At 61.5% G+C, this 14258-nt stretch carries 17 protein-coding genes; 8 read left to right on the forward strand and 9 right to left on the reverse strand.

The window, feature by feature from the left end; genetic code table 11:
- Positions 1-4 precede the first annotated feature (4 nt).
- From AB0N65_RS02460 to AB0N65_RS02470, 3 genes are read right to left on the reverse strand one after another with little or no spacing between them, the layout of a single operon-like run.
- Positions 5-643 carry an energy-coupling factor transporter transmembrane component T gene (locus AB0N65_RS02460; protein WP_364157226.1) on the reverse strand — a complete coding sequence of 213 codons (639 nt, stop codon included), beginning with the start codon at positions 641-643 and terminating at the stop codon, positions 5-7.
- Positions 640-1377, reverse strand: a complete 738-nt coding sequence (locus tag AB0N65_RS02465) for an ABC transporter ATP-binding protein (protein ID WP_364157228.1) — start codon at positions 1375-1377, stop codon at positions 640-642. Before AB0N65_RS02465 ends, AB0N65_RS02460 begins: the two co-directional genes overlap by 4 nt.
- Positions 1378-1406: 29 nt before the next feature.
- The gene (locus AB0N65_RS02470; RefSeq protein WP_364157230.1) at positions 1407-2027 is read right to left on the reverse strand and encodes a biotin transporter BioY; all 621 of its coding nucleotides are present in this window, start codon (positions 2025-2027) and stop codon (positions 1407-1409) included.
- A 269-nt stretch (positions 2028-2296) separates the two neighbouring features.
- Here AB0N65_RS02470 and AB0N65_RS02475 point away from each other — a divergent pair, with 269 nt between their 5' ends.
- Positions 2297-3895: an ABC-F family ATP-binding cassette domain-containing protein gene (locus AB0N65_RS02475; protein ID WP_364157233.1), complete on the forward strand. Its 1599-nt coding sequence runs from the start codon at positions 2297-2299 to the stop codon at positions 3893-3895.
- A 39-nt stretch (positions 3896-3934) separates the two neighbouring features.
- Here AB0N65_RS02475 and AB0N65_RS02480 read toward each other — a convergent pair whose 3' ends face one another.
- The 4 genes from AB0N65_RS02480 to AB0N65_RS02495 are packed head-to-tail and all read right to left on the reverse strand — an operon-like array spanning position 3935 to position 6046.
- Positions 3935-4420: a YbaK/EbsC family protein gene (locus AB0N65_RS02480; RefSeq protein WP_364157236.1), complete on the reverse strand. Its 486-nt coding sequence runs from the start codon at positions 4418-4420 to the stop codon at positions 3935-3937.
- A complete protein-coding gene (locus AB0N65_RS02485; protein ID WP_364157238.1) occupies positions 4404-5270 on the reverse strand; it encodes an SURF1 family protein in 867 nt (288 codons plus the stop codon). The genes AB0N65_RS02480 and AB0N65_RS02485 overlap by 17 nt, the downstream gene beginning before the upstream one ends.
- On the reverse strand, positions 5271-5546 hold the full coding sequence (locus AB0N65_RS02490) for a hypothetical protein (protein ID WP_364157241.1): 276 nt from the start codon (positions 5544-5546) through the stop codon (positions 5271-5273).
- Complete coding sequence (locus AB0N65_RS02495; protein ID WP_364157243.1) at positions 5543-6046, reverse strand: DUF3099 domain-containing protein; 504 nt, start codon at positions 6044-6046, stop codon at positions 5543-5545. The genes AB0N65_RS02490 and AB0N65_RS02495 overlap by 4 nt, the downstream gene beginning before the upstream one ends.
- Positions 6047-6197: 151 nt before the next feature.
- On the opposite strand from AB0N65_RS02495, the gene AB0N65_RS02500 reads away from it, so the two are divergent.
- From AB0N65_RS02500 to AB0N65_RS02510, 3 genes are all read left to right on the forward strand, one after another.
- The gene (locus tag AB0N65_RS02500; protein ID WP_364157246.1) at positions 6198-6923 is read left to right on the forward strand and encodes a beta-ketoacyl-ACP reductase; all 726 of its coding nucleotides are present in this window, start codon (positions 6198-6200) and stop codon (positions 6921-6923) included.
- A 123-nt stretch (positions 6924-7046) separates the two neighbouring features.
- On the forward strand, positions 7047-7799 hold the full coding sequence (locus AB0N65_RS02505; protein WP_364157249.1) for an SDR family oxidoreductase: 753 nt from the start codon (positions 7047-7049) through the stop codon (positions 7797-7799).
- A gap of 275 nt (positions 7800-8074) precedes the next feature.
- On the forward strand, positions 8075-9580 hold the full coding sequence (locus AB0N65_RS02510; RefSeq protein WP_364157252.1) for a sugar ABC transporter ATP-binding protein: 1506 nt from the start codon (positions 8075-8077) through the stop codon (positions 9578-9580).
- Between the two features lie 64 nt (positions 9581-9644).
- Here AB0N65_RS02510 and AB0N65_RS02515 read toward each other — a convergent pair whose 3' ends face one another.
- A complete protein-coding gene (locus tag AB0N65_RS02515) occupies positions 9645-10013 on the reverse strand; it encodes a hypothetical protein (protein WP_364157255.1) in 369 nt (122 codons plus the stop codon).
- Between the two features lie 411 nt (positions 10014-10424).
- A complete protein-coding gene (serB, locus tag AB0N65_RS02520; RefSeq protein WP_364157258.1) occupies positions 10425-11318 on the reverse strand; it encodes a phosphoserine phosphatase SerB in 894 nt (297 codons plus the stop codon).
- Positions 11319-11429: 111 nt separating this feature from the next.
- Between serB and AB0N65_RS02525 the strand changes: the two genes are divergently transcribed.
- The 4 genes from AB0N65_RS02525 to AB0N65_RS02540 all read left to right on the forward strand — a co-directional run bounded on the left by AB0N65_RS02525 (position 11430) and on the right by AB0N65_RS02540 (position 14256).
- Complete coding sequence (locus AB0N65_RS02525) at positions 11430-12215, forward strand: ABC transporter ATP-binding protein (RefSeq protein ID WP_364157260.1); 786 nt, start codon at positions 11430-11432, stop codon at positions 12213-12215.
- Positions 12216-12234: 19 nt separating this feature from the next.
- Positions 12235-13020, forward strand: a complete 786-nt coding sequence (locus tag AB0N65_RS02530) for a sulfite exporter TauE/SafE family protein (RefSeq protein ID WP_364157262.1) — start codon at positions 12235-12237, stop codon at positions 13018-13020.
- Between the two features lie 7 nt (positions 13021-13027).
- Positions 13028-13837: an RNA methyltransferase gene (locus tag AB0N65_RS02535; RefSeq protein WP_364157264.1), complete on the forward strand. Its 810-nt coding sequence runs from the start codon at positions 13028-13030 to the stop codon at positions 13835-13837.
- A gap of 161 nt (positions 13838-13998) precedes the next feature.
- On the forward strand, positions 13999-14256 hold the full coding sequence (locus AB0N65_RS02540) for a type B 50S ribosomal protein L31 (protein WP_009358283.1): 258 nt from the start codon (positions 13999-14001) through the stop codon (positions 14254-14256).
- Positions 14257-14258: the final 2 nt, after the last annotated feature.

Here is a 14258-nt window from a genome sequence, read left to right on the forward strand (position 1 = left end):
TCCGTCACTCCGCAGTGTCCGGTTCCTCAGGCTCGCCGAGTCCGCGTGCTGCCAAGGCGTCGCCGGTCTGGCGGGCGTAGGCAACCGTGCTGATGAAGACGGGAAGTACGAGGGCTCGCGGATTGCGTTCCAACCCGCGTGCCCTCGCCGAATCGCGAACGTCCGAGAAGGCGCCGGCGATGAAAGGGATACTCCTGAGCATCACCGCGATAGTGAGGGCGAAACGCTCAGGGTCGGCGCCCAGGCGACGGAAGGGGCTGGCGAGGGCCACTACTCCATCCAGCAAGTCCTGAACCGGAGTTGTGGCGGTGAGCACGGAGGCCGCCACCACGCACACCAGAACGTTGAGGACAATGCGTGCAGCTGTGGGTCCGCCCAGTTGCCACCACTGGAACAACCCGATCACCACGAGGATGGGTGCCACCATCCCGATGGCACGGGCTAGCCGCCGCGCTCCGGCGCCACTCATCAGGAAAAGACTGCACACAACGGCCAGGACCGCCAGCGAAACAGTCCACTCCACGATCAGGAACGACGCAGCACCGCACGCAGATACCACGAGGAATTTCAGCCACAGCGGAGTGCGGTGGATCAGCGAACTACCCCGTACATAGTTGGCCAGCAGGAAACCCTGGCCCCTCACTTCGACACCCGTCCGTCCGGCGCGTCGCCCAGCGCAGCCTCGCAGAGTGCCTGGTAACGGGCGACGCCCTCCGCTGCTCCGCCGTCGAACGCGATGCGGCCGGATTCAACCACGAGGACGCGATCCATATCCAGTGCAAGGTCCAGATCGTGGGTGGACATGATCACCTGCTGGTCCAGCCCGGCGATAGTGCGTCTCAGAAGCTCACGGTTCCGGAGGTCAAGAAGCGTCGATGGTTCATCCAGCACCAGGACCTTTGGGTTGACGGCGAGGACCGCTGCCAAGGCGAGAAGCTGGCGCTCCCCGCCGGAAAGTTCGTAGATGCTTTGGTCTGCCAGATGCAACAGGCCGAACCGGTTGAGGACTGCTTCGGCGCGGGCAGCACGCTCTTTTGCGTTTTTCACTGAACGGCGCAGCGATAATTCCACGTCTTCCCGGCCCGTGGGCATCACCAGTTGCGACAGGGGATCGGTGAAGACGAACCCAACATTGCCCCGGACACGACGCACGGCTGCAACAGTGTTGTCCCCGTGGACTTCCACCGTCCCCTCGCTTGGTTCCACCAAGCCGTTGAGCAAGCGGAGGAGAGTGGATTTACCGGAACCGTTCGCGCCAATAACCCCAATACGCTGCTCGGTGAGGTGCAGGGAGACGTCGTGCAGCAGGGTCTTCGGCGTGTCGCTGCCATCGATGGCAACCCGTACCGCGACCCTGCTGAAGTTGATTGAAGCCATGTACTGATTTTCCCCGCTGCGCCCCGCGATCAGAACTTCTTGACCCTGCGCACCAAGACATCCGGGAAGGCCTTGTGGAGGGCTACCGCAATCAGCACAGCCAGAACGTTCTTCAGGATGTCGCCGGGGTAGAACGGCAGATCTGCCAGAAAGGCCTTGGGGAAGTCCAGTTTCGCGTTGACCATCATGCCCAGGATGCCGAGGCCGTGGATGATCACGACGCTGCTGGCCATGGCCGCCCCGAAGAGCAGGACCGCCCTGTACTTGTTCGTCGTACGAATGATCAACGCGGCCAGGTAGCCCGTCGCCGCTGCCGCGAGGGGGAATGCGATGATGTAACCGGCCGAGGGCGTAGCGAGGATACCGAGACCGCTGCGGCCTCCGCTGAAGATCGGCAGGCCGGCAAGGCCCAGCAGGACATACAACCCCACGGCGGCAAAACCGCGGCCCGGCCCCAGCACGAGGCCGCTCAACATCACCGTCAACGTGACAAGCGTGATCGGCACGCCCAGGGCACCAACGGGAATCCCGGGAATGATTGACGACGTCGCCACGAGGGCTGCGAAGACGGCGACGAGGCCGAGGTCAGTGGCGTTCCAGCGGCTGCGCGAAGAAGTAGTGCGCTCCGTGGCGGAGTCGGTCTGGCTCATGACGGGTCCTATCAGGAGTGGTGCGATGCGATGGAATAATCCCCCTTGTCGAGGATACGGAGCCCAACAGGGCCCGATTTTGGAGCCTCTCCACAAGTGCGCCGGGCAGTTTTTTGGCGCGTAGGTACAGTTTTGCCCAACTCCAGGTGGTGTCAGCCCGTGGTCAGTGTGCCGGTAGACTTGAACAGGCTGTTCTCATGGCCGTCCCCGCCGCATCGTTTGGACCACCGGTCCCTGCAGGCGTTCCCCATTGAAAGGCATGACCCGAAGTGATTACCGTCCAGGACCTCGAACTCCGCGCCGGCGCACGCCTGCTTATGGACCAGGTCAACTTCAGGGTGGACAAAGGGGACAAAATCGGCCTCGTGGGCCGCAACGGCGCCGGTAAGACCACCCTCACCCGCGTTCTCGCAGGCGAGGGCCTGCCTGCGGGCGGCAAAGTGACCCGCAGCGGCGAGATCGGTTACCTGCCGCAGGACCCGCGTACCCCTGACATGGAGCAGCTTGCCCGCGACCGGATCCTGTCTGCTCGTGGCCTCGACATCGTGGTGGGCAAATTGAAGAAGGCGCAGGCGGAGATGTCCAGCGAGGACCCGGCTGTCCAGCGCAAGGCGATGAGCCGCTACGACCGCTTGGAAGCTGAATTCCTGGCCGGCGGCGGATACGCTGCTGAAGCGGAAGCTGCTGCGATCTCCTCCAACCTTGCCCTGCCGGAGCGCATCCTCAACCAGCCGCTCAAGACATTGTCCGGTGGCCAGCGTCGCCGTGTCGAGCTGGCCCGGATCCTCTACTCATCCGCGGAAACACTGCTGCTGGACGAACCCACCAACCACCTCGATGCCGACTCCATCACGTGGCTGCGTGACTTCCTCAAAAACCATCAAGGTGGACTGATCGTCATCAGCCACGACGTCGAACTGCTGGAAGCAACAGTCAATAAGGTGTACCACCTGGACGCGAACAGGGCCCAGATCGACTACTACAACATGGGCTGGAAGCGTTACCTGCAGCAGCGGGAAACCGATGAACGAGCCCGCCGGCGCGAGCGTGCCAATGCAGAAAAGAAGGCCCAGGTCCTGATGGACCAAGCCAACAAGATGCGGGCCAAGGCCACCAAGGCTGTTGCTGCCCAGAACATGGCCAAGCGCGCCGAAAGGCTCCTTGGTGGACTCGAGGCAGTTCGCGAGCACGATCGCGTGGCCGCGCTGCGCTTCCCTGATCCCTCACCGTGCGGCAAAACACCCTTGACTGCCGAAGGGCTTTCAAAGTCCTACGGATCCCTGGAAATCTTCACCGATGTGGATCTCGCGATCGACCGGGGCTCCAAAGTCGTCATCCTGGGCCTCAACGGTGCCGGCAAGACTACGCTGCTGCGCATGTTGGCCGGCGTGGACAAGCCCGACACCGGTGACATTGTGCCTGGCCACGGACTCAAAGTGGGCTATTACGCGCAGGAGCACGAAACCCTCGACCACGACCGCACCGTGTTGGAAAATATGCGATCCTCCGCACCGGACATGAAGGACGCCGAAGTCCGTGGAATTTTGGGTTCGTTCCTGTTTTCCGGCGACGACGTCGACAAGCCCGCCGGCGTGCTCTCCGGTGGAGAGAAAACACGCCTGGCACTTGCAACGATCGTGGCATCCAGCGCCAACGTACTGCTCCTCGATGAACCCACCAACAACCTTGACCCGGCCAGCCGCGCCGAGATTTTGGGTGCACTCAAGAACTACACCGGCGCTGTAGTCATGGTCAGCCACGACGAAGGCGCAGTCGCCGCCCTCAACCCGGAGCGCGTCGTGCTGCTTCCGGACGGCGTTGAGGACCACTGGAACGAGGACTACCTGGATCTGATTACGCTGGCGTAAACAGTCGTCTACGTCCGCTGCGCGGCGCCTCTGCGGCAGCTAACGAACTCTCAGCGGCTCTGCGCTGGTGATGCGTGCCAGGTCCTCATAGGTGATCGAGAACATGGAGTTGTGGTCGCCGGCTCCTGCCCAGAGGACCGGGTGTTGCTCCAGCGAGAAGTCCAGCAGGGTCCGGATTCGCTGCGGGTGGCCAACGGGGGCTACTCCGCCGACTTCCTGGCCGGTGTGCTTGAGGACGAAATCTGGCTTCGCGCGGCGGATCTTCCCGGTTCCCAGTTGACCGGCAACCAGTGCGGTGTCCACCCTCGCTGCTCCACTGGCGAGGATCAGCAGTGGTTCTCCATTGAGCTCGAAAATCAGGCTGTTCGTGATGGCCGCGACCTCGCAGCCGAGGACTGACGCTGCGGCGGCTGCGGTGGGCACCTTCTCACTGAAGGTGCGCACGGTGTCCGTCGCGCCGGCCGCGATCAGCGCAGACTTCACGTTACGCACGGGGTCCGGAATCACATCAATATCCTTGGGCATCCAGGATTGCGTCTTCCTCTTCTTCGGATGTGGGCCGCTTGTTCTTTCGTTGGGCGGCAACCCGCCGCTTGGACGGACCGGCCGCAGTCATGATGCCATCTTCCTCGTCTTCTTCGGCATCGATGGCAGCGTTGCGGGCTTGCTGCCGCGCCGCATATCCGAAACCGATGAACATAAGCACCCCGAACGCGAACCACTGCAGCGAGTAGGAAAGATGGGTGCCCTCCTCCGTAGCCGGTTTCGGGAACGGGGTGGGCATGGGCTGGACCGCAGGATTCTCACTCGCCAATTGCCCGTACGCCCCCGTAGCAATGGGGTAGGGAAGTTCCTCGGCAAAGCCGGGAAGATCAATCGAGGCGAGCTGCCCGTCCACGGCGCCACGGTCCAACTTCGGTTCTGACGGCTTGAGGCGGGCAACCACGGTGACTTCGCCTTCGGGAGGCGCCGGAACGACGTCGGGACGTCCCGGCGTATTGTTCCCGATCGGCAGCCAGCCGCGGTCAATGACCACCGCTTCGCCGGTGGCCAGGCGGAAGGGCACCACGACGTCGTAACCCGGCTGTCCGTTCAACGGCCGGTTCCGCACCACCCGCTGGCCCTCGACGTCGTACGTGCCCCGCAACTCAACCTGGGTCCACTCGCGCTCGGGATCCATCGATGCGAACTGGTCCTTAATGTCCTGGAAGGGGACCGGTGTCGCGGAATAATTGCTGATGACCCGATCGATTTCAGCCAAAGTCTCTGCCCGCCGGTCCATCTGCCAACGGCCGAGGAACACACATGCGGTGGCGAAAATGAGGGCAAGGACGAAGTATCCCAGCCACTTGCTGGAGAAAAGGAAGCGATACATTCAGTTGCCCTCACCAACGGATGCTTCGCCGGCCTCGAAGGGGACAGTTTCCTTCCAAAGTCCGCGGGTTTGGAGGTAATCCTCAAGCCAAGGCCGGTGTTCATCGCAGGACAGCCACACTTTGCGGCGCTCGGGCGCGTGAATGCGTGGGTTGTTCCACAAGAGTTGCCAGTCGGCTCCTTCGCGGCAGCCCTTACGTGAGCAGACCGCCGCGCCGATGGCGCGTTCGGACTCCTGGGCGCCCAGCCCCGGGCCGCCAAGGTTAAAAATGTTCATGAAGCCGCCCGTTCGTCGCCGGGATCGCCGGCCTTCGTTGTTGTTGCATCATTCATGCTGCCGGCCTGTCCTGCGGGCGGCTCGTCCTCGACTATTTCGCCTTGGAGAACGGTGACATCGTTCGATGCGTCCTCTTCTTCCGGATGGCTGGAACCCTCGATTTCCGCCGCTGCCACGTCGTCCAGCAAGGACTCACTGTGGTCCTCGGCTTTGTCACTCCCGTTGGCGATGACAACAGCTATCCAGGGGAGAAAGACAGCGCCGGCTACAGCAATGATCTTGAACCAGCCATCCACGACGAAGATCAGGATGATGCAGACCATACGGATGCCCATGGCCACTGCGTATTTGATTATGCGATCGCGCATGTCTTCCGAGTGCGCCGCCGCGGCATCCGTAATGCTGTGTACCTCGGGGTCGCTGGAAACAGCGTCCGGATCCCCGGGCACCTGCTGCAGGGGACTGTTCTTACGTGTCACAGCTGAATCATCACACTCCAAAGGCTTGCCTCAATTCTCTCACCAAGGCGGTACCGGCCCAAACCGCGGAATGTGCGGTTACCGACGAGTTGATCTACACCGCGGATAAGATCAAGACAGGAAATCCCCTTTCACAGCGGCTCACCCATGCCGCAGATCCTGGAGTCAAACTATGTCTGAAGCAGTATCGACTGGCCGCAGCGTGCTCATCACCGGCGGCAACCGGGGTATCGGCCTTGCAATCGCCGAGTCGTTCCTCGCCAACGGCGACAAGGTGGCGGTCACCTACCGAAGTGAAACCGAACTGCCCGAAGGCATTCTGGGCGTGAAAGCCGATGTCACCGATGAGGCTTCCATTGACGAAGCGTTCAAAGTCGTCGAAGAAGCCCACGGCCCGGTGGAAGTGCTGGTGGCCAATGCCGGCATCACCAAGGACACCTTGCTGCTGCGCATGAGCGAGGATGACTTCACTTCGGTGCTCGACACGAACCTCACCGGCGCGTTCCGCGTGATCAAGCGTGCGTCCAAGGGCATGATCCGGCTCCGTAAAGGCCGCGTTGTCCTGATCTCCTCGGTGTCCGGCCTGTACGGAGCCCCCGGCCAGATCAACTACTCGGCATCCAAGGCCGGCATGGTTGGCATTGCCCGCTCGCTGACCCGCGAACTGGGAAGCCGCGGTATCACCGCGAACGTGGTCGCCCCGGGCTTCATCAACACCGACATGACGGCCGAACTGCCGGAAGAGACCCAAAAATCCTATCTGGCCAATGTTCCTGCCGGACGTTTTGCCGAGGCCTCCGAGGTCGCCGACGTCGTTCGCTGGGTGGCCAGCGACGAGGCAGCCTACATTTCCGGCGCAGTCATCCCTGTCGATGGTGGCCTCGGGATGGGCCACTAGGTCCCGGCATCTCACGGCGCCGAGCACTTTTTGTGTGGGCCCGACAACGGATTTTCCCCATGCCGCTGGCATGATGGAAGCCGAGCCCACGGAATTTGGATGAAGTGAACAAAAGGAGCACGAATGGGAATGCTGGATAACAAGACCGCGATCGTCACGGGATCATCCCGGGGCATCGGCGCCGAAGTTGCCAAGATCCTCGCAGGCGAGGGTGCCGCCGTCGTCGTCAACTACCGCCAGAAGGCGCCCCGCGCGAACAAGGTCGTGGCAGAGATCCAGGCTGCCGGTGGGCGCGCTGCCGCCGTAGGAGCAGACCTCACCACGGATGAAGGTGTCCACGCCCTCGCGAGCACGGCCATGGAGGAGTTCGGTTCGCTCGACGTCCTGGTCCTTAATGCGTCCGGTGGCATGGAGTCCGGCATGGAAGAGGGCTACGCCCTCAAGCTCAACCGCGATGCCCAGATCAACATGCTCAACGCAGCCGTGCCACTCATGCAGGAAGGCTCGCGCGTAGTGTTCGTGACCAGCCACCAGGCACACTTCATTGATTCCGTGCCCACCATGCCCGAGTACGAGCCCGTTGCCCGGAGCAAGCGTGCCGGGGAAGACGCGCTCCGTGCGCTTCTTCCCAACCTCGCGGACAAGGGCATCTCCCTGGTTGTTGTCTCAGGCGACATGATCGAGGGAACGGTGACGGCGACGCTGTTGGACCGCTCGAATCCGGGAGCCATCGAGGCGCGTCGTGCTGAGGCAGGAAAGTTGTACTCCGTGGAAGAGTTCGCCGCGGAGGTCGCCAAAATGGTCACGGCAGACGTGGAGTCCGGCCATACAGAATATGTTGGCGGTGCCGACTACTTCGGCAAGACCGCACAGTAGGTCAGTGTTCGACTCAATGCGGCCCGGGACTTCGGTTCCGGGCCGCTTTGTGTTTGCGGCGACTCGTGGAATTAGGTGACATTTCCATAAAGATTGGATTTTCTGCGACACGAATTGCGAAAACCTGTTTCATTGATCGTGATTTGGCAAGGTGTTCATAATTCTGGTTAACTCTGAAAGTCGCTATCTCCGGTAATTCCCACGGATCTTTCGGGCGGCAATTCATGAGTTGCGTTCGCGGACCGCCTGCGCATTACTGTGAACCAGGAGATTCTTTGGACCTGCTACTGCATGCTGATGACATCCATGCATCCTACGATCAACGCCGGATCCTCAAAGGCGTCGGCTTTTCCCTGCATCGAGGGGAAATCCTCGGTCTGATCGGCACAAATGGTGCCGGCAAAAGCACCCTGATGGGCGTATTGGCCGGATCCCATCAACATAACGGCGGTCGAATGACGTTGGCGGGAGAAAACTACGGGCCGGACTCCATGGAGGAGGCCCAAGCCTGCGGTGTTGGTCTCATCCCCCAGAATTTCCGGCTTGATCCCGGCCTCACCATCGCCCAGGCGATTTTCCGTGGAACATTTCAAAGTTCAAAGCCGCATGCTGAACTTCGCGCGCAGGCGGCAGCCTTGATCACGCAGGTGGGCGTCGACCTGGATCCCGATATGAAGGTCGGACAACTGGTACGCGCCGAGCAGACACTTGTGGAAGTTCTCAGGATGGTCGCTGAAGAAGCACAGCTGGTGATCATGGACGAGGTGGCTGCCTCGCTGCCGGACCACGACGTGGCAGTGCTGCATAAGGTTCTGCGAATGCTGACCCGCCAGGGTCGGGCAATCATCTACATCACGCACAGGCTGGACGAAGTACGCTCCATCGCCCATCGGATTGCCGTCCTAAGGGAGGGCAAGGTCCACAGGGTCCTCGACGCCAACCAAACCGACGTGGACGAATTGGCTTTCCTGCTGCTCCAGAAACGACTTGAAGGCACGTCCCGGCCCACCGAGCTGGCACCAGGCGGGGAAGCGCTGCGCGTGGCCAACCTTCGCGTGGATGAAAGCGTCCGCGATGTGAGCTTCAGCGTGGCCAAAGGAGAAATATTCGGTCTGGTCGGAACGCATCGATCCGGAATCTATCCCTTGGTGGAAGCCCTTGTTGGCCTGAACCCCAGCACCTCCGGACACCTCTACGTTGGGGGCGAGGAAGCGGTGATCAGGAACCAGCAGGATGCCCAAAAATTGAAGATCGGCTTCCTGTCAGACACAGCGGACAACCTTGGCTCCGAAGCGATCAGCATCGTCAATGGCCTGGACCAAACCCTGGATTCAGCGTCCGACAGCCTGCAGGATGAAGTCATTCAATTGCGTGGTGTCATCGAACTCGTGCGCCGCATGCGGATCAACACCACCAACATCCACAGCACCATGACCACCCTGTCCGGTGGCGACCGGCAGAAGGTCCAGCTGGCGAGGTGGATGACCGCTGGTTGTGACATTCTGATCCTGAGCCACCCAAGCCGCGGAATCGATATAGGTGCCAAGGAAATCGTCTACAGGATGCTGCACGAACTCAGCCAGACGGGGGTTGCCATCATCCTCCTGTCATCGGACCTGTCAGAGCTGGTTGGTTGGTGCCACCGTATTGGTGTGATGCGGGACGGCGAATTGGTCTCCATCGAAGCCAATGCGAACACGAACGAAGACGTCCTGGTGCACCACATGCTTGGCGACAAGTTCGAAGCGGACCGCGGACAGGCCCGGCGCCTCAAAGGCTAGTCCCCAACGTAAAAGGGGTGGTCGCTGCACACGGCGACCACCCCTTTTCATGCTTGGCCGGATGTCAAATGGTGATGCCCTTGGCCAGGTTCTTGAGTTTGTGCCGGGCCAAAGCAAGATTCGCGTACGTCCTGTCGAGCACGAGGTATACGAATAGGCCCTGTGACCCTGTGGAGTTCAGGACGTTGATCAGGTGGTATTGGGAATCAAGGGTGATCAGGACGTCCTCGATATCGCCGTTCAGACCAAGGTCGGCCATGGTGCGCAGCTTGGCGCTGACGACGTTGGAGTTACCGGCGGCTGCTACCCCCAGGTCGAAACCTGGACTACCGCCCTGCGCCAATGCCATGCCGCTCGTGTAGTCGACGACCGCTGCTCCCGTGGCGCCTTCAATGGACAGCAGCTGCTTCACCGCTTCATCTAGAGAACTCATGCTGGACCTTTCCTTTGCTGTTGTGTTGCCGGTGGTCCTGGCAAAGTGTTCGCTGCCGTCATCCGGGGGCAAGGGAATCATTAAGTCCAATCCCCAGTCACCCGTAGCCCGCTGTGGTGCGGCGACAATCCCCTGCCCGTCACCGAATATCTCCTGTAGTGCGATGGGCGGCTCGTCCGGAGATTCCGGTGGGATTCCCATTGGCTCGAGCCCCACGTGGCGTTTCCACCATTTCCATGAGTGCTGGGAAATGCTCACTTTCTTCCTTCGCGCCATTTCAGTCGGCAGCCACGTTTGCAAAGCAACGCCCCGGTGAAAAATCACCAGGGCGCCGCAGATCCACCGGCCAGTTACACAAATAAGTGGCCGGAATCCCGATTCATGACGTTGTTCGGACTAACGAATTCCAGCTCACACGTTGGCTATATGCCGCACAGCGTCGAGGTAAGGCATGTTGATGGCAGCATCGGCTACTTCACGCACTGCGGGCTTCGCGTTGAATGCAACGCCGATTCCGGCCGCGCCAAGCATGTCGAGGTCGTTGGCGCCATCGCCCACGGCGATCGTGTGTTCCAGGTCGATGCCTTCCGCTGCAGCCCACTCCCGGAGGTACTTCTCCTTGGCTGCCCGGTCGATAACCGCACCGAGCACCTTGCCTGTCAACGCGCCGTCGACAATTTCAAGCTCGTTGGCGATCCAGTAGTCAAGGCCAAGCTCATCGGCGATCGGCCCCAGAATCTGGTTGAATCCGCCGGACACGACAGCCACAACGTGGCCCGCCGCCTTGAACGCGGCTACGAGTTCTGCCGCGCCCAAGCTGAGGCGCACCTCCTGGCGTACAGAGTCGACGACGGCGGCAGGCAGACCCGCGAGGACGGCAACCCGGGCGTGGAGGCTCTGGGCGAAGTCCAGTTCGCCGCGCATGGCCGCCTCGGTGACCGCCGCGACTTCCTCGCGCTTGCCGGCGTAGGCGGCCAGGAGCTCAATAACTTCCTGCTGGATGAGCGTGGAATCGACGTCCATGATGAGGAGCTTGCGGGGCGCTTGGCGCAGGGCTTCGGACACGATGGCTGTGTCAACACCGGTCAGGCCCGCGTCGGCTACCTTGCGGCGAAGTGCTGTGAGGTCGGCTGCCGTCTCCGCATCAACAGTGAGGCCCGCGGTGTGAACGCCGAACCGGTTGTCACCGGAGTGTGATTCCGATGACATTGTTGCACCGGCGCCAGCCAGCAGGGTGCGGACGCTTTCCAGCGATTCCGGGGACAAATTCACGCCATAGCTGACCGCAGCCAAGTTCGAAGTCATGGCCTCAATCCTATCGAGTGCAAGTCATGCCCTCGAATTCGTTTCATACCGGCAAATGGGCAGAACAGCCGGTTATCAGTCACATGCCTTTTTGTCCTAGTGTCTACTGCTATGAGTGATGTTCTGGAGATGGCTTCCGTCAGCGTTGTCCGAGGCAAGAAGACCCTGCTGGACAAGGTGGACTGGCAAGTCAATGAAGGCGAACGCTGGGTCATCCTGGGACCGAACGGCGCAGGCAAGACCACCCTTCTCCAGATCGCGGCCGCACGCCTTCATCCGAGCAGCGGCAAGGCCGGAATCCTCGACGAAGTCCTTGGTCGGGTCGACGTCTTCGAACTGCGTCCCCGCATCGGCCTCTCCTCGGCAGCTTTGGCATCACACATTCCGGAACACGAGAATGTCCTGAACGTCGTCGTGACCGCCGCCTATGGCGTCACCGGCCGCTGGCGCGAAGGTTATGAGCGCGACGACGAGCGGCGCGCCTTCGCGTTGCTCAACGACTGGGGGATGGGTCCGCTGTTAAACAGGACGTTTGCCACGTTGTCGGAGGGTGAGCGCAAGCGGGTCCAAATTGCCCGTGCCCTCATGACGGACCCCGAATTACTGCTCCTGGACGAACCGGCCGCGGGCCTGGACCTTGGCGGCCGTGAAGAACTCGTGCACAAGCTCGGTGAACTCGCGAGCGACGAAGCAGCTCCGGCGATGGTCCTGGTGACCCATCACCTTGAAGAAGTCCCCCCGGGCTTCACCCACGCGATGCTCCTGCGCGAAGGGGGAGTAGTGGCTGCCGGTCCGATCAAGGATGTCCTGACGGACGAGCACCTCAGCACCACCTTTGGCCTCACTCTCGACGTCGCAGAGAACGGCGGCCGTTACACGGCCACTGCCCGCCGCTAGGCAGGTTCGGTCCTTACCCGTGGAGATCCTTAGCAGCGTCCTGGTCTTTTTTGCGGGCTTGTGGGCAGGCACCATCAATGCGGTGGTCGGCTCCGGCACGCTCGTTACTTTCCCCGTACTGATTGCCTTGGGCGTCACTCCGGTAGTCGCCTCCATGAGCAACGCCATGGGGCTCGTTGCCGGCAACGCGTCCGGAGCCTGGGGGTATCGCCGCGAGCTTGCCGGCCGCGGACGGCAGTTGGCAAAGCTCCTCCCCGCTTCGCTTCTTGGGGGCATCACAGGAGCCTGGCTGCTGCTGCACCTCCCGGAGAAAGTCTTCCACTATGTGGCGCCGGTCCTGCTGGTCCTTGCCCTTTTGATGGTGGTATTCCAGCCGCGGCTTCAGTCCTGGGTCCGCAGCCGGGAAGAAAACCCCGAGCATGCCCTTCGTGACCGTAGCCACGGCATCCTCTTGGTGGTGCTCGTCTATCTGGCCGGCGTCTACGGCGGCTACTTCGTTGCTGCGCAAGGCATCCTGCTGGTGGGAATCCTCGGAGTGTTCCTTACCGGCACCATGCAGAACGCCAACGCCATGAAGAACATCCTGGTGTTGGGCGTCAACATGGTTGCGGCGGTGTCCTATTTGGTCTTCGCCTTCGACCGCATCAACTGGCTTGTGGTGCTGCTCATCGCAGTGAGCTCCACCATCGGCGGCCTGGTGGGCTCCAAGGTAGGTCGAAGGTTGTCACCCCCCGTCCTCAGGGCAGTGATCTTCACCCTCGGAATCGTTGCCCTAGGCTTCATGATCGCCAATCTGTTGAAATGATCCAGCCGTGACTTTTCACTATCTGGAATCCGCTGACGACCCGCGGGTTACGGACTACACCAGTCTTACCGACGTGCACCTTCGCAAGCTCCGTGAGCCCGAGGAAGGAATGTACATCGCAGAGTCCTCCCGGGTACTCCGGAGGGCGTTGGCGGCAGGCCACCAGCCACGCTCCTTCTTCCTTGCCGAAAAATGGCTGGACGATCTGCGCGACGTCTTCGAAGAGTACCCCGACGTTCCCGTCTTCATTGGCAAAGCTGCACTCCTGGAAGAAATCACGGGCTTCCACCTCCACCGCGGCGCCATGGCCGCCATGCACCGGCCCGCACCTGTCCCGCTCCGTGAACTTTTGGCCAAGGCGGCCCGCGTTGCCGTGCTTGAAGACATCGTCGACCACACCAACGTCGGTGCCATCTTCCGCTCCGCGGCGGCGCTCGGCGTAGATGCCGTGCTCGTTTCGCCACGCTGCGGTGACCCGCTGTACCGTCGGAGTGTCCGCGTCAGCATGGGCACTGTCTTCCAAGTACCGTGGGCGCGCCTGGAAAGCTGGCCGGGGGACCTCAACGTGTTGCACGAAGAGGGCTTCACGGTGGCAGCCATGGAGCTGACCGACGATTCCCTGGACCTTGATGAGGTAGCTGCCCGCCGGATCCCGAAACTCGCATTGGTGCTGGGGACGGAAGGCGCCGGCATGAGCGCAGGCACGCTTGCCGCCGTCGACCTCGCCGTCAAGATTCCCATGCGCGCCGGCGTGGATTCCCTCAACGTTGCTGCCGCCTCGGCGGTGGCGTTCTGGGAATTGCGGCCCAGGGACTGAGCGCTTCGGACGGACCGTCAGTGCCGGTTAGTTTCCGATGAGGGTTTCAGCTATGATTGGTTGTTGGCCCGGCCACTTGAATTGATATTCGGCGGCAAAGGACCACCTCCATTCATACCTGGCAGCTGGCAAAATCCAGTTGCGCGAACAAAGGTCCCATTATGAAGTCTGATATCCACCCGAAGTACGAAGCTGTTGTTTTCAACGACCTGGCTTCCGGCGTCAAGTTCCTGACCAAGTCCACCGTGTCTTCTTCCAAGACCATCGAGTGGGAAGACGGCAACACCTACCCGGTCATCGACGTCGAAATCTCCTCCGAGTCCCACCCGTTCTACACGGGCAAGCAGCGCATCATGGACTCCGCAGGCCGCGTCGAGCGCTTCAACGCTCGCTTCAAGGGCTTCGGCGGCAAGAAGTAATC

This window comes from Paenarthrobacter sp. NPDC089322, from assembly GCF_040684895.1.
GTDB lineage: Bacteria > Actinomycetota > Actinomycetes > Actinomycetales > Micrococcaceae > Arthrobacter.

Bases quoted from the DNA above. Each gene is read 5' to 3' on its own strand.
- AB0N65_RS02465 (WP_364157228.1), bottom strand. From the start codon at position 1,377: ATGGCTTCAATCAACTTCAGCAGGGTCGCGGTACGGGTTGCCATCGAT.
- AB0N65_RS02470 (WP_364157230.1), bottom strand. From the start codon at position 2,027: ATGAGCCAGACCGACTCCGCCACGGAGCGCACTACTTCTTCGCGCAGC.
- AB0N65_RS02480 (WP_364157236.1), bottom strand. From the start codon at position 4,420: ATGCCCAAGGATATTGATGTGATTCCGGACCCCGTGCGTAACGTGAAG.
- AB0N65_RS02485 (WP_364157238.1), bottom strand. From the start codon at position 5,270: ATGTATCGCTTCCTTTTCTCCAGCAAGTGGCTGGGATACTTCGTCCTT.
- AB0N65_RS02490 (WP_364157241.1), bottom strand. From the start codon at position 5,546: ATGAACATTTTTAACCTTGGCGGCCCGGGGCTGGGCGCCCAGGAGTCC.
- AB0N65_RS02500 (WP_364157246.1), top strand. From the start codon at position 6,198: ATGTCTGAAGCAGTATCGACTGGCCGCAGCGTGCTCATCACCGGCGGC.
- AB0N65_RS02505 (WP_364157249.1), top strand. From the start codon at position 7,047: ATGGGAATGCTGGATAACAAGACCGCGATCGTCACGGGATCATCCCGG.
- AB0N65_RS02515 (WP_364157255.1), bottom strand. From the start codon at position 10,013: ATGAGTTCTCTAGATGAAGCGGTGAAGCAGCTGCTGTCCATTGAAGGC.
- serB (WP_364157258.1), bottom strand. From the start codon at position 11,318: ATGACTTCGAACTTGGCTGCGGTCAGCTATGGCGTGAATTTGTCCCCG.
- AB0N65_RS02525 (WP_364157260.1), top strand. From the start codon at position 11,430: ATGAGTGATGTTCTGGAGATGGCTTCCGTCAGCGTTGTCCGAGGCAAG.
- AB0N65_RS02540 (WP_009358283.1), top strand. From the start codon at position 13,999: ATGAAGTCTGATATCCACCCGAAGTACGAAGCTGTTGTTTTCAACGAC.